This window comes from Pseudoalteromonas sp. TB41 (genome assembly GCF_000497975.1).
Taxonomy (GTDB): Bacteria; Pseudomonadota; Gammaproteobacteria; order Enterobacterales; family Alteromonadaceae; genus Pseudoalteromonas; species Pseudoalteromonas tetraodonis.
On the sequence record NZ_AUTH01000072.1, the window covers coordinates 52,528 to 67,113 of the forward strand.

Here is a 14,586-nt window from a genome sequence, read left to right on the forward strand (position 1 = left end):
AAAGGCACTTTACAGTGCCTTTTTTATTTTTAATTACCGTTTTACCAATACTGGCTGTATCCGTTAAGCTTTATCGGTATTTAACATGTCATCATGTTCGGCCATATCCCAAGGAAGTTCGCCTGGGCTATTACCTAGAAAGTGTAAGTAGTTCTCAAACTGATCAAGAATATCTTTCACAATATCATCTTCAGTGTAGCCATAAACATCGTATGACAGACCACCACGACGTAAAAACACGTCGGCCTTATAATACTTTTCAGCATCGTTGTTATCAGGTTTTAGCTCTGAGTAAGCAAAGCTTGGCATAGGATGCTCGGTAAGGCGAATATCATAAACAAAATCCACATGTTCATGGCGCAGTACCGTTAAATGAGCGCGACCTAAATCAGTATCAAATTCCACCACTGCATGCCATTGTCTAGATTTCAATTCTGCTTGTACGGCTTTCATTGCCTCAACTACCACGCTACCAATAAAAGTATGTACTTTTTCTTTATTAGGGTAATTGACCATAGCCGCTAAACGACGCTTCCAGTGAGACAAGTTAATGTTGCGGCTATTAAGTGTATGTGCTTGCAAGCTGGTGTCTCGATGGCCTTCAATTTTTAGAGCTCGCCAAAGCCCCGCCGTGGCAATTAGCATAATAATAGCAAAGGGTAAGGCACTGGCTATGGTCATGGTTTGCAGCGCACTTAGTCCGCCTGCCACTAATAAAACAGCCGCCACAGCACCTTCAAGTACCGCCCAAAACACGCGTTGCCAAGCCGGCGTATTAATGCTTCCTCCAGAGGCGAGTGAATCAATGACTAAAGAGCCTGAATCAGATGATGTAACAAAAAAAGTTATGATCAAAATGACAGTGAGTAGTGAAATGAAAAATGACAGTGGTAACACTTCAAATAATTGAAATAATGCGACGGCATGATTTGCTTGTACATCGCCAATAAGCGTATCAAACCCCTCATTCATAATTAAGTTAAGTGCCGTATCACCAAAGACTGAAAACCATAAAAAGGTAAAAATAGTGGGAACTAACATTACCCCAACAACAAATTGTCGGATGGTTCTACCACGGCTAATTTTAGCGATGAACATACCCACAAACGGTGCCCACGCAATCGTCCAGCCAAATATAAATAAAGTCCAGTTACCAATCCAATCACTGCGACTATAAGCTTGTAAATTAAAAGTACGCTCAACAATACCGCTTAGGTAGCTGCCGGTATTTTGTAAAAATGATTCTAAGATGTGAATAGTTGGGCCAATGAAAAACACAAAAGCCATTAGTGAAACCGCTAAGGTCATATTCACAATTGATAATCGCTTGACCCCTTTATCCATACCGGCCACCACTGAGAGTGTTGCTGCCGCAGTAATAACGGCAATGGCCGTAATTTGCACTGTGGTATTAATAGGGATGTTTGGCCATAAGTAATGTAGGCCAGCATTTATTTGAGTCACCGAAAGCCCTAGTGTAGTGGCAATACCAAATAAAGTACCTAATATGGCAAATACATCCACAGTATGGCCGATTGGGCCATAAATTTTATCGCCAATAAGTGGATACAACGCAGAGCGAATAGACAGTGGTAAGCCATGGCGAAATGCAAAGTAAGCAAGCACTAAACCAACAATTCCATAGATAGCCCAAATATGAAATCCCCAATGGAAAAAGGCAATTTGCATTGCCTGCTTGGCGGCATCAACGGTTTCAGCCGCCCCCGATGGCGGGGATGCGTAATGCAGAACGGGTTCAGCAACACCAAAATAAAGCAGTGCCACGCCATAACCGGCAGAAAAGAGCATGGCAAACCATTCACCAAAGCTGTATTGTGGCTGTGCATGATCGGGCCCTAATTTTATATTCCCCCAGCTAGAAGCCGCGACTGAGACAATAAATACCAAGAAAATAGCGACAGACAACATATAAAACCAGCCAAAGGTTTCTGTTATCCACGTAAGGGCAACACTAAATGCCTGACCTGCGAGTTCAGGGTTACTACTTGTACCAATCACCAAAAGTAGAATAATAAATACGGCGGGCAAAAATACAGGTAGCAAAATGGTTGAGCGTAAAGCAGTTTTTGTCATATTAATCCTTAATATTAATTGCTAACTTTCAAGTATGCCTGACTACCTTATTATAAATTCACTAGGGTTGGCTAATTTTGCAGCTTAAAAATGTCACTTTTTTAAATTAAAGTTAATATTTACAGCAGCTTGGTTTTAAAAAAGAAAGTAAGAGAAAGTTGATGTGAGAGTATTAAAGTATTTATTTTAGAGGGGGATAGCCTTTTATAGGCTAAGGACTAAATCGAGTCTTAGCGTTTCCAATCACATTGCTTTACCAGCTCAAACCAAGGGCTGGTAAAGTCCTTAGCGACAATAGGGGCGGGTAAGGTTACAGCTACATCTAGCTTGTTGGCTAAATAGCGCGCGACCAGTTGTTTCATTTTATCGCTTTCTAATTGCTCATACGCTGTTTGTAACTGTTGTTTGTCTTTTTGGCTTATAAAACCCCCAGTCAAATTTTTGTAGCCTATTTCAAGCCAAAAAAGTAATGCTTGTTTCGCTTCATTGGGAAAGGCATGGGTTAATGTGGCCGTTGGGCTATAGAGTCGCTCAAAATTAATTTGCTGCTCTTGAATCAAAAAAACCATTAATAAATTAAGCCCGGTTGAGATTTGCCCCGCGCGTTTATCAATGTTTTGGTTATTTCTTAATGCACTTCTAAAATAGCGCTCAGCTTCGGGTATATTGCCCTCATCCAGGGCTAAATAACCTAAGTTACTTTCTATCAGTGCGGTTACATTGGGAAGCTGTAATTGTGTGGTGATCTTATGACTGTCGAGGTATAAAGCACGCGCTTTTGCAAAGTCATCTTGCGAGCGAGCAACCAATGCCATACTGTTGGTGAGTGTTAAGCGTTGACGATCGTTTTGCGCATATTTGTAAGCACATTTAAATGAGTACTGGGCATCGTCTAAATATTCTGCATGGCGAAGCCATATTCCCAAGGCACTCATAATGGTGGTCAGTTTTTGTTTGAAATAATCAGTTTGATGATGCTGAAATATTGCGTCAATCGATGTATAAAGCTCGTCATAGTGACTTGTAGGTACTGCTGTACGGGCATAGATAAGGTGCCAGCGGATAAATAATTCTGGCGGCATGAGTTGTAACCCTGTGAGGTTTTCTAAAATAGTAATAGATTGAGCTGGATTAACAGTAAGATAATCTTCGGCTTCGTCTAATTTTTTTTCAAAGGTATTGAAGTCATTAGCAAAGACGTGTTTTGAACATAATAATATCAACCAACTTATTACAAAAAGCCGCAACAACTTAACCTCGACAATCGAACTATGCGTTAATTCACTATAGTTGTAGGCATCTAACAAAGCAACGCAATTAAAGGGGACAGGTTTGTGAGAAAGTATTTTAAAATCACTAAAAAAGCCCTAAAGCTATACAAGCTTAGGGCTTTTTCTGTATGTAATTAAATTTTAGCGAATACACATTAACTTAATGTGTCGTTGGGTTTCGTTTTATTCAACCCAACCTACGTTTAACATCAACCTGCTTAGCGCTAACAGCTAAAAACTTACAGCTGCTTTTAATCATCAATCGAGCGCAGTAGGGCATTAATGCCCACTTTTTCGCGAGTTTGTTTATCTACTTTTTTCACAATAATAGCCGCATACAAGCTATGGCTGCCATCTTTTGAAGGCAGTGCACCTGGAACCACAACCGCGCCGGCAGGCACACGGCCATAGTGAATTTCACCGGTTTCACGGTCGTAAATACGGGTACTTTGGCTAATGTAAACTCCCATTGAAATAACGGCGCCTTCTTCAACAATTACGCCTTCAACAATTTCTGAACGTGCGCCAATAAAACAGTTGTCTTCAATGATGGTAGGATTCGCTTGTAACGGCTCTAAAACGCCGCCTATGCCTACGCCGCCAGATAAGTGTACGTTCTTGCCAATTTGAGCACATGAGCCCACTGTCGCCCATGTATCAACCATGGTGCCATCGTCAACAAATGCACCTATGTTTACGTACGATGGCATTAATACGACATTTTTACCTACAAAGCTGCCTTTACGAGCAACGGCGTTGGGTACGACACGCATGCCGCCTTGCTGAAATTGCTCCGGCGTGTAGTCGCTAAATTTAAGCGGTACTTTGTCGTAAAATTGGTTTACGCCGTCGTTCATTGGCTGATTTTCACGAATTCTAAATGAAAGTAGTACTGCTTTTTTAAGCCACTGGTGAACAACCCATTCGCCTGAAATTTTCTCTGCAACGCGAGCAGCGCCGCTATCTAATAGCTCAAGCGCATCTATAATTGCTTGTTTAACATCGCTTGATACTGTAGCAGGGCTAATGCTGTCGCGGTTATCCCACGCATTTTCAATCATGGTTTTTAAATCTGACATAGTGTCCTCTTATTCAATTTCGGCGTTGAGTTTTTTACGTAATGCCTGATGAATTTTTGCTTGCTCTTCATCAGTCAGCGCTTGATATTCGTTATTTGATACCACAAAGAAATCTTCTGCACGTTCGCCTACCGTGGTAATACGTGCGGCATGTATGTGGAGTAAGTAAGCTTGAAAAACCTCGGCTATTTTAGTTAATAGTCCAGGTATATCAACCGCTTGAATTTCTATTAAGCTACGATCCTTACGAGGGTGCGGGCGCAGTACAATTTTAGGTTTAATATTAAAGTCTTTAAAACGCTGTGATCGGCTCTTTTTAAAGCGTATTTTTTTACGTGGATCATGAAGCGCTTGCTCTAATCCGCGTTTAATCGATTGTGCGCGGCTACTGGCAATCGGATCGCCGTTAACTTCTAAAATAACAAAGTTGAACAGTACGTAGCCATCTTTGGTGGTCAGTACTTGGGCGTGCTGAATTTGCGCTTTTTTAGAGCCAATAACACTTACCAGTCGAGCAAAGAGGGCACCTGAATAGGGGCTATAAGCAAACACTTGGGTACCGCCATGCATCGCTTTATTAGAAACGATAACACTGGGCTGGCTTAAATCAGTGCACTTGAGTAAGTGCTCAGTATGCCAAGAAATTTGTTGCTCACTAAAAGCGGTAAAGTAATTTGCTTTAAAACGGCTCCAAATTAAGTCAATTTGCTCCTCGTGATAATGCAAATTAAGCAGGCGTTGCTTAGCTTGGTGCTTTTTATCACGAATTTGGTCGCGTTGATCCATTGGGTTTTCAAGCCCAAGGCGCAAGGCGCGCTGTGTGTGCAAATAAAGCTCGCGCAGCAGCGTGTTTTTCCAGTCATTCCATAGGTTGTCATTGGTGGCTCGAATATCAGCCACGGTTAAACAATAGAGGTAATCGAGTTGGCGTTCGGTTTTTACTCGCGATGCAAAATCTTTTATTACATCGGGGTCGTTAATATCTTTACGTTGCGCAGTTACCGACATAAGTAAGTGATTGCTTACTAACCACGCTATAAGCTTACCATCTGAAGAGGCAAAACCATGCAGCTTTGAAAACGCTATGGCATCAACAGCGCCCAGCTCTGAGTGATCGCCACCACGCCCCTTAGCAATATCATGAAAAATACCAGCCAAATACAGTAATTCGGGTTTATCCATGCGCGTAACTATTTCACTGCAAATTGGAAAGTCACTAATGCTGGTTTTATCGAAGTATTGGTAAATATTATTAATTAATTTATGGGTATGTTCATCTACGGTATAGGCATGAAACAAATCAAACTGCATTTGGCCAAAAATATTGCGCCACTGCGGAAGGTAAGCGGCAATCATGCCGTGCTTATGCATTAGCGTAAATGCACGGCCCATGCCGTTAGGGTGCTTTATAATACGTAAAAAAGCTTCGCGGCACGCGGCATAATCTTGTAAGTCACCTAATAAGCGACGACGTACTTGGCGGATAGTTCGAATGGTACTTGGGTATATATGGGTAATTTCTGGGTGATCAGCAATGTGCTCAAATAATACAAAAAGTTGGTCACGCCTAAAAAATACTGATGGACTTTTTACCCGAATTTGATGGCCCACGCGTTCAAAATTACGATCAAGTTCTTCAACAGTGGCTTGGCTGCTGTCTGGTGAAATACTTTGCTCAAAGTACGAAAGTAGCATTTGATTAAGTTCACGCACACGGCTCATTATTCTGAACAAGCGTTTCATCATGCGCTCAACAGAGGCTTTACCATCACTACCAAAACCCAAAATTTCAGCCGCTTGCGGTTGGTGATCGAATAATAAGCGGTTTTCTGAGCGACCCGCGGCTAAATGCAAAGCAAAGCGAATGTTCCATAAATTTTCAAGGCACTCTAACAGTTCTTGGTATTCTTCGTGAGTTAGGTAGCCGTGATTTATCAGCTCTTGCAGGGTTTCGGCTCTAAAGTGTTTTTTTGCAACCCAAATAATGGTTTGTAAATCGCGCAGCCCGCCTGGATTTTCTTTTATATTAGGCTCTAGATTATAAGCCGTACCATGACATTTTTTGTGGCGTAAATTTTGCTCTTGTACTTTTGCAACAAAGAACTCTCCAGAGCCCCATACAGGCCTTTCGATGAGGTGACTTTTGAGCTTTTCGAATTCAATATGGTTGCCGAAAATTAATCGGCTTTCTAGTAGGCTGGTGGCAAAGGTAACATCTTCACGTTTTTGCTCTATGGCTTGTTCAATGGTACGTACACTGTGACCTATTTCTAAATTAAGATCCCACAGCATAGTGACAAACTGGCCAATTTTTTCGCAAATATCGTCATTGGGTTGCTGGGTAACAAGCAGTAAAAAGTCAATGTCGGAGTAGGGATGAAGTTCACCACGACCATAACCTCCTACAGCAATTAAAGCGAGATCGGGCTCGTGGGCTAAATCGAAAACATGAAAGAGTTTAATCAGTAACCGGTCTATAAATTCTGCACGGGCGTTTATTAGATTACCAACGGGTTGTTTTGAGAATTCATTATGCAACCATTTATAAAAATAGGCGGAGCAATCGCGGTATTCGCTAAGTTGCTGAGCATCATTGAGCAACTTTTTTACTTTGTTAGGTAATGCCACTTAGGCTGGCTCCTATATATGGACTGCATTATAAGTCTTGGATTAAGTTATTTTTATACTGTGTTTGCTGCAAAGGGAATAAATCATGTTATTTCCCTTTGCAGCAAACCACTTAATCTGTACGCAGGCTAAAGCCTGTTATTACTATGATTAAGCACACACTACTATTAGTGCTCGATGATTCTATCGATAGTATCATCTGATCGTAGTGTTAAAATTTCAACACCATTTTCAGTTACCAGTAAGGTATGTTCCCACTGAGCTGATAAACTACGGTCTTTTGTTACCACAGTCCAGTCGTCTTTTAGTAATTTACATTGGCGTTTGCCTGCATTGACCATGGGCTCGATTGTTAAACACATACCGGCTTTTAATGTTTCGCCTGTACCTGGTTTTCCGTAATGCATTACCTGTGGTTCTTCATGAAATTCACTGCCAATACCGTGCCCGCAGTATTCACGTACGATAGAGTAATTAAAGCTCTCTGCATATTTTTGAATAGCTGCACCAATATCACCAAGGCGAACACCCGGTTTTACCATTTTAATGGCAAGGTAAAGGCTTTCTTGGGTCACTTCTGCAAGGCGTTTGCCTTGAATGTTAGGTGTGCCAACATGGAACATTTTTGAAGTATCACCATGGTAACCATCTTTAATAACAGTAATGTCAATATTGACACTGTCACCGTCTTTTAATGCTTTGTCGTTCGGAATTCCGTGACAAATTACATGATTTACCGAGGTACAAATTGATTTTGGAAAACCATGATAATTAAGAGGAGCAGGAACGGCATCTTGCACATTAACAATATAATCATGACAAATTGTATTTAGCTCATCGGTGGTGATACCTGGTACCACATGTGGTTCGATCATTTCTAGCACATCAGCAGCCAAACGGCCGGCTACACGCATTTTCTCGATTTCTTCAGGGGTCTTAATCACAGCGCTCATTGAGGCTCCAAAGTTGCGTTTTTAGATGATTATCGTCGCACAATTTTTGCACGAGACGTTGAGTATTTAATTTTAATATGGTATAAAGCGCGCCGTCTTTTTACAAATAAATTCTTAAATGATTTTTTGTATTTAAGGCAAACACAATTTTATTTTAACACACACACGTATCGTCACATACACTTGGGTGCATTTCAGTTTCATTTAACTGCGGTGTTGGTGCTATGGGATATGTGGAGGCCTAACCCTAAACAACTTAGAGGATTTACAAAATGGCAAACGTTTCAATGCGCGATATGCTTCAAGCTGGTGTTCACTTTGGTCACCAAGCACGTTACTGGAACCCTAAGATGAAGCCTTTCATCTTCGGCGCACGTAACCGTGTACATATCATCAACCTTGAGCAAACTGTACCAATGTTCAACACTGCACTTAAGTTTTTATCTAGTGCTGCTGCAAACAAAGGTAAAGTTCTTTTCGTTGGTACTAAGCGCGCAGCAAGCGAAGCAGTAAAAGAAGCTGCTTTACAAAGCGATCAATTCTTCGTTAACCACCGTTGGTTAGGCGGCATGTTGACTAACTGGAAAACAGTTCGTCAATCAATCAAGCGTCTTAAAGACCTTGAAGCTCAAAGCCAAGACGGTACTTTCGAGAAGTTAACTAAGAAAGAAGCGTTAATGCTTACTCGTGAAATGGACAAGCTTGAAAAAAGCCTTGGTGGTATTAAAAACATGGGTGGCCTTCCAGACGCTATCTTTGTAATCGATGCTGACCACGAGCACATCGCTATCCGTGAAGCTAACAACCTAGGTATCCCAGTTGTTGCAATCGTTGATACTAACTCTAACCCAGACGGTGTTGATTACATCGTACCTGGTAACGATGATGCTATCCGTGCAATCAACCTTTACACTAGTGCTGTTGCAGCTGCGATCACTGAAGGCCGTGAGAGTAACATCGTTGCTCAAGCTGAAAAAGATGACTTCGTAGAAGCTGAGTAATTAGCTGTCATCAAGTCTTCATCTTTTAAAGGTGAAGACTTGCTATTCTTGTGGAGCGGGTAACCCGCTTATCTAAACCTGATTTCAGATTTGAGGATTTACTAATGGCTGTAACTACTGCCCTAGTTAAAGAATTACGCGAGCGTACTGGCGCTGGCATGATGGATTGTAAAAAAGCGTTAACTGAAACTGATGGTGACATCGAGTTAGCGATTGAAAACATGCGTAAGAGCGGTGCTGCAAAGGCTGCTAAAAAAGCAGGTAACATCGCTGCTGAAGGTACTATCATCATCAAGCAAAACGCGGGTGTTGCAGTACTTGTAGAAGTTAACTGTCAAACTGACTTCGTTGCTAAAGATGCAAGCTTCCTAGCATTTGCTAACAAAGTTGCAGATGCTGCTATCGCTGACACTACATCTATCGAAGACTTACAAGCTAAGTTTGAAGAAGACCGTGTTGAGCTAGTAACTAAAATTGGTGAAAACATCAATGTACGTCGTCTTCAGTACATCACTGGTGAGCAATTAGTTGAGTACCGTCACGGTGAGCGTATTGGTGTTGTTGTTGCAGGTGTTGCTGATGAAGAAACACTTAAGCACGTTGCAATGCACGTTGCTGCTTCAAACCCAGACTACCTAACGCCAGATGATGTACCTGCTGATGTTGTTGAAAAAGAAAAGCAAGTACAAATCGACATCGCGATGAATGAAGGCAAGCCTGCTGAAATCGCTGAGAAGATGGTTGTTGGTCGTATGAAGAAATTTACTGGTGAGGTTTCTCTTACTGGTCAAGCTTTCATCATGGAACCTAAAAAGTCTGTTGGCGAAATTCTTAAAGAGAAAAACGCAACAGTTACTGGCTTTGTACGTATGGAAGTTGGTGCAGGTATCGAGAAGAAAGAAGAAGATTTTGCTGCTGAAGTTGCTGCTCAAATTGCAGCTGCTAAAGCTAAGTAAGATTAGCTATTTGTGATGCCAAAGGAAAATAGATGCAATTAAAGTACTATTTGCTTTTGCGTCACGCTTAGAAATTCTTTAAAATAACCGCGCTTTTATGTTTAACATAAGCGCGGTTATTTTTTATCCATAATTCAATAAAAGTTGGCCCCAAAACTATGACTATCAATCGCAAACCTATTTTTAGACGTGTTCTTCTCAAATTAAGTGGTGAAGCTTTAATGGGAGACGAAGGCTTCGGCATCGACCCTAAAGTTTTAGATCGTATGGCACAAGAAATTAAAGAGCTCGTAGAACTCGACGTAGAAGTGGGTTTAGTTATTGGTGGCGGTAACTTTTTACGTGGTGGCTCACTAGCCGAAGCAGGTATGAACCGCGTTGTTGGCGACCACATGGGTATGCTTGCAACCGTCATGAATGGTCTTGCTATGCGTGATGCGTTGCACCGTGCATTTGTAAATTGCCGTTTAATGTCAGCCATTCCTTTAAATGGCGTATGTGATGCGTATAACTGGGCAGAAGCCATTAGCTTATTAAAAACAGGTCGCGTTGTTATTTTTGCAGCCGGTACGGGTAACCCGTTCTTCACAACTGACTCTGCAGCGTGTTTACGTGGCATTGAAATTGAAGCTGACACAGTAATTAAAGCAACCAAAGTAGATGGTGTATTTAGCGATGATCCGGTTAAAAACCCAGATGCGACACTTTACCGTCACTTAAGCTACAATGAAATTATTGATAAAGAACTAAAAGTAATGGATTTAGCGGCATTTACATTAGCTCGCGACCATAATATGCCATTGAGCGTATTTAATATGAATAAATCAGGCGCATTAAAACGCGTAATAATGGGTGAAGAAGAAGGAACCCTTATTTCTTCACAAGCCTCAGATGAAGTTAGTAACTAGATTAGGATTAAACCGTGATTAACGATATTCAAAAAGATGCGCAAGCGCGCATGCAAAAAAGTGTAGCAGCACTTGGTAGTCAATTATCTAAAATTCGTACTGGCCGTGCTCATCCTGCAATTTTAGACGGCATCATGGTGTCGTACTACGGCGCACCAACACCGTTAAACCAAGTTGCAAATGTAACAATTGAAGACTCACGTACATTGGCTATTGGTGTATTTGATAAGTCATTAGCGCAAGCTGTTGAAAAAGCGATTATGGCATCTGACCTTGGTTTAAATCCAATGTCTGCAGGTACAGTGATCCGTGTACCACTTCCTCCATTGACTGAAGAACGTCGTAAAGATTTAATTAAAATCGTACGTGGTGAAGTAGAAGGCGGTCGTGTTGCTATTCGTAACATTCGTCGTGATGCAAATGGCGATATTAAAAACTTATTAAAAGATAAAGACATCTCTGAAGATGAAGCGCGTCAAGCTGAAGATGCTATCCAAAAAATCACTGATAAGTTTATCAAAGAAATGGATACGCAACTAACAGCGAAAGAAGCTGAGTTGATGGAAATCTAATTGCTAATCTAGGCTCGGATTAACAGCTTTACTGAAGTAACTAAGTCGTTGTTTATATGCCTTCGCACTTAACTTTAATTGTGTGATTTTAAAGGGTAACAGATTGTATTTACTCTTTGCTATTGGCTCGATTATCAGTAAATACAAGGTTGTTAGCTGTATAATTATTTGCTTTATGTAGATTTATTATCACGGGTACAGGTTAAAATTATTAGTTTTGAAACGCCGTCTGGGGTATACTAGGCGGCGTTTTTTTATGGAATACACAAAATTTATGGTTCTAGACGCTGATACAATTTCACAGCAATGTTTACCTAAACATGTTGCCATCATCATGGATGGGAACGGGCGTTGGGCACAAGCTAGAAATAGACCTCGTGTATATGGGCATAAAAAAGGCGTGGATGCAGTTCGTCAATCCGTGCAGTTTTGTACTAAATTAGGAATACAATCGTTAACCTTATTTGCTTTTAGTAGTGAAAACTGGCGCCGCCCTGAAGACGAAGTAAATACACTTATGGAGCTTTTTTTATTTGTACTGAGTAAAGAAGTTAAAAAGCTGCATAAAAATAACGTAAAACTAACCATCATTGGAGATTTATCTCGATTCTCTGAAAGCTTGCGCGCTAAAGTACATACAGCTCAAGAACTAACAGCGAACAATACCGGGCTGCACTTAAATGTTGCGGCAAATTACGGTGGTCGCTGGGATATGACTCACGCTGCTAAGCAAGTTGCTTTACAAGTAGCGAATGGAGAAATTGACCCAGCAGATATTACAGAAGAACATATTGCACAGCATATGAGTATGGCAGATCAAGCTCAGCCTGATTTATTGATCCGTACCGGTGGCGATGTCAGAATTAGTAACTTTTTACTTTGGCAGGCAGCCTACGCTGAACTTTATTTCACAAATACACTTTGGCCTGATTTTAATGAAGCTGCTTTTGCAGAGGCCATTGCATGTTACGTTGCCAGAGAGCGACGTTTTGGTTGCACGGGCGAACAAATAAAACAATTACTCGCTCAAACCTAAAATAGATTAAGGGTCATCATTTTGTTAAAACAACGTATTTTAACCTCACTAGTGCTAGCGCCATTAGCACTGGCTTTGGTTTTTTACACCCCACTAACGTTATTTAGTTATTTTGCGGGTGCTATTGTATTAATGGGCGCGTGGGAATGGTCTGCCTTTATGGGACTATGCGATAAGCTAAAACGTGGCGCCTTCGTGTTATTAGTGGCAGTATTACTAGGGTTACTCAATTTGCATTGGCCTATAGAGACTCTATGGCAAGATGGTCAACTTGTAGGCGATGCTAATTACTTATTTACCTTGTCGTTTTCTTGGTGGTTGGTAGCCAGTTACTTAGTGTGGCGTTACCCTGCTATGGCGAAAGGGTGGAACGAAGGGCTTGTGATGCGCGGCATTGCTGGTTTGTTGACCTTAGTACCGCTATGGCTTGCACTTAACACACTGCGTAGTGCGCAATATACGGAATCTACTCACTATGGCTCTATGCTCATTTTAGTTGTATTAGGCATTGTATGGAGTGCCGATATAGGCGCTTACTTTACAGGTAAAAGTTTTGGTAAACATAAGTTAATGCCTAAAGTTAGTCCAAATAAAACCATAGAAGGCCTCGCAGGTGGCGTGGTTGCCGCGGTGTTATTTGTACTGGCTTTTTGTTATTACACTAACGTTGATACCTCTGTATGGCCTATTTATGCAGTTATGACAGCGTTTATTGCCTTGTTTTCTGCGGTAGGTGATTTACTTGAGAGTATGTTTAAGCGCGAAGCGGGACTTAAAGATAGCGGCAGTTGCTTACCAGGACACGGTGGTATTTTAGACCGTATTGATAGTTTAACTGCGGCAGCACCGATGTTTGTTATTTGCTTTGCTTGGACGCTTAGCTTATGAGTGCTGTGCAACAACTGGTTATTTTGGGTGCGACGGGGTCGATAGGTCTTAGCACGTTAGATGTTGTTGCAAGAAACCAACAGCAATTTAAAGTTTTTGCATTGACCGCAGGACAAAATGCAAAAAAAATGGCTGAACTGTGTATAGCTCACCAGCCTCGTTATGCTGTAATGGCATCTGAATCGGCGGCTAAGCAGCTTTCTGCGCTTTTAAAGCATGAGAGTAAAACGCAAGTAATGCATGGCGAGAAAGCCATGAGTGAGCTCTGTGCTCATGGTGATGTTGATACGGTTATGTCAGCGATTGTCGGTGCAGCCGGATTACTACCTACCTTGAGCGCTGTTGAAGCGGGCAAAAAAGTATTGCTTGCCAACAAAGAGTCACTGGTGATGTCGGGTCAGTTATTCATTGATAAAGTTAAAAAGCATCAAGCAACTTTATTACCCATCGACAGCGAGCATAATGCTATTTTTCAGTGTTTACCTAGTGCTTTACAAAATACCCAAGGGCAAGCAAGGCTTGAGCAACATGGGGTTAGCAAAATTTTATTAACTGGCTCAGGTGGCCCGTTTTTAAATCGCGATATCAATACCCTTAACACCGTTAGCGTCAGTGAAGCGGTTGCTCATCCTAATTGGTCTATGGGGCAAAAAATATCAGTAGACTCAGCTACGATGATGAACAAAGGCTTAGAGTTTATTGAGGCAAAATGGTTATTTAACTGTGATGCAAGCGATATTGATGTGGTGATTCATCCACAAAGTATTATCCATTCTATGGTGCAATACCAAGATGGCTCTATTTTAGCGCAAATGGGTAACCCTGATATGCGCACCCCGATAGCGCATGCACTTGCGTATCCAGAGCGCATTGATGCGGGTGTCAAGCAGTTAAATTTTTCTGATATTTGTGATTTTTCGTTTACCAAACCTGATTTCTCACGTTACCCCAATTTAAAGCTTGCAATTGCAGCCTGTGATGCAGGCCAAGGAGCCACCACCACCGTTAATGCGGCTAATGAGATTGCAGTTAATGCGTTTCTTCAGGGGCAGATTGGGTTTACGGATATTTATAAAGTGAATGCGCAAACGCTAGACGCCGCACAATTTACTGATGCGAAAACTCTCGATGAAATTTTAGAGTGTGACCGTTTAGCTCGCATCAGCGCTGCGCAGTTTATAACAAAAGTGGTGCATTGAT

12 protein-coding genes are annotated in these 14,586 nt (G+C 41.5%); 7 read left to right on the forward strand and 5 right to left on the reverse strand.

The features are described 5' to 3' along the window. Positions 1–63: 63 nt before the first annotated feature. From L641_RS0109875 to map, 5 genes are all read right to left on the reverse strand, one after another. Positions 64–2,094, reverse strand: a complete 2,031-nt coding sequence (locus L641_RS0109875) for a BCCT family transporter (protein ID WP_008467536.1) — start codon at positions 2,092–2,094, stop codon at positions 64–66. A 230-nt stretch (positions 2,095–2,324) separates the two neighbouring features. Next, a complete protein-coding gene (locus tag L641_RS0109880; protein WP_024601803.1) occupies positions 2,325–3,341 on the reverse strand; it encodes a tetratricopeptide repeat protein in 1,017 nt (338 codons plus the stop codon). A gap of 275 nt (positions 3,342–3,616) precedes the next feature. Next, positions 3,617–4,444 (reverse strand): 2,3,4,5-tetrahydropyridine-2,6-dicarboxylate N-succinyltransferase, encoded by an 828-nt coding sequence (gene dapD / locus L641_RS0109885; RefSeq protein ID WP_008467531.1) that lies wholly within the window; start codon positions 4,442–4,444, stop codon positions 3,617–3,619. A 9-nt stretch (positions 4,445–4,453) separates the two neighbouring features. Then, on the reverse strand, positions 4,454–7,072 hold the full coding sequence (glnD, locus tag L641_RS0109890) for a [protein-PII] uridylyltransferase (protein ID WP_016899280.1): 2,619 nt from the start codon (positions 7,070–7,072) through the stop codon (positions 4,454–4,456). 167 nt (positions 7,073–7,239) lie between these two features. After that, entirely contained in the window at positions 7,240–8,025 is a 786-nt protein-coding gene (gene map / locus L641_RS0109895; RefSeq protein ID WP_008467527.1) for a type I methionyl aminopeptidase, read from the reverse strand. Between the two features lie 272 nt (positions 8,026–8,297). On the opposite strand from map, the gene rpsB reads away from it, so the two are divergent. The 7 genes from rpsB (at position 8,298) to ispC (ending at position 14,585) form a co-directional block, all read left to right on the forward strand. After that, a complete protein-coding gene (gene rpsB, locus L641_RS0109900; RefSeq protein ID WP_024601804.1) occupies positions 8,298–9,026 on the forward strand; it encodes a 30S ribosomal protein S2 in 729 nt (242 codons plus the stop codon). Positions 9,027–9,130: 104 nt separating this feature from the next. Then, positions 9,131–9,982, forward strand: coding sequence for a translation elongation factor Ts (gene tsf, locus L641_RS0109905; RefSeq protein ID WP_024601805.1), 852 nt, complete (start codon positions 9,131–9,133; stop codon positions 9,980–9,982). Between the two features lie 158 nt (positions 9,983–10,140). Beyond that, positions 10,141–10,890, forward strand: a complete 750-nt coding sequence (gene pyrH / locus L641_RS0109910) for a UMP kinase (RefSeq protein ID WP_016899281.1) — start codon at positions 10,141–10,143, stop codon at positions 10,888–10,890. A 14-nt stretch (positions 10,891–10,904) separates the two neighbouring features. Next, a complete protein-coding gene (frr, locus tag L641_RS0109915) occupies positions 10,905–11,462 on the forward strand; it encodes a ribosome recycling factor (protein ID WP_008467521.1) in 558 nt (185 codons plus the stop codon). Positions 11,463–11,718: 256 nt separating this feature from the next. After that, positions 11,719–12,498, forward strand: coding sequence for an isoprenyl transferase (locus tag L641_RS0109920; RefSeq protein ID WP_008110986.1), 780 nt, complete (start codon positions 11,719–11,721; stop codon positions 12,496–12,498). Between the two features lie 21 nt (positions 12,499–12,519). Beyond that, positions 12,520–13,386, forward strand: a complete 867-nt coding sequence (locus L641_RS0109925) for a phosphatidate cytidylyltransferase (RefSeq protein WP_008110985.1) — start codon at positions 12,520–12,522, stop codon at positions 13,384–13,386. After that, positions 13,383–14,585 (forward strand): 1-deoxy-D-xylulose-5-phosphate reductoisomerase, encoded by a 1,203-nt coding sequence (gene ispC / locus L641_RS0109930; RefSeq protein WP_024601806.1) that lies wholly within the window; start codon positions 13,383–13,385, stop codon positions 14,583–14,585. Before L641_RS0109925 ends, ispC begins: the two co-directional genes overlap by 4 nt. Position 14,586 lies beyond the last annotated feature (1 nt).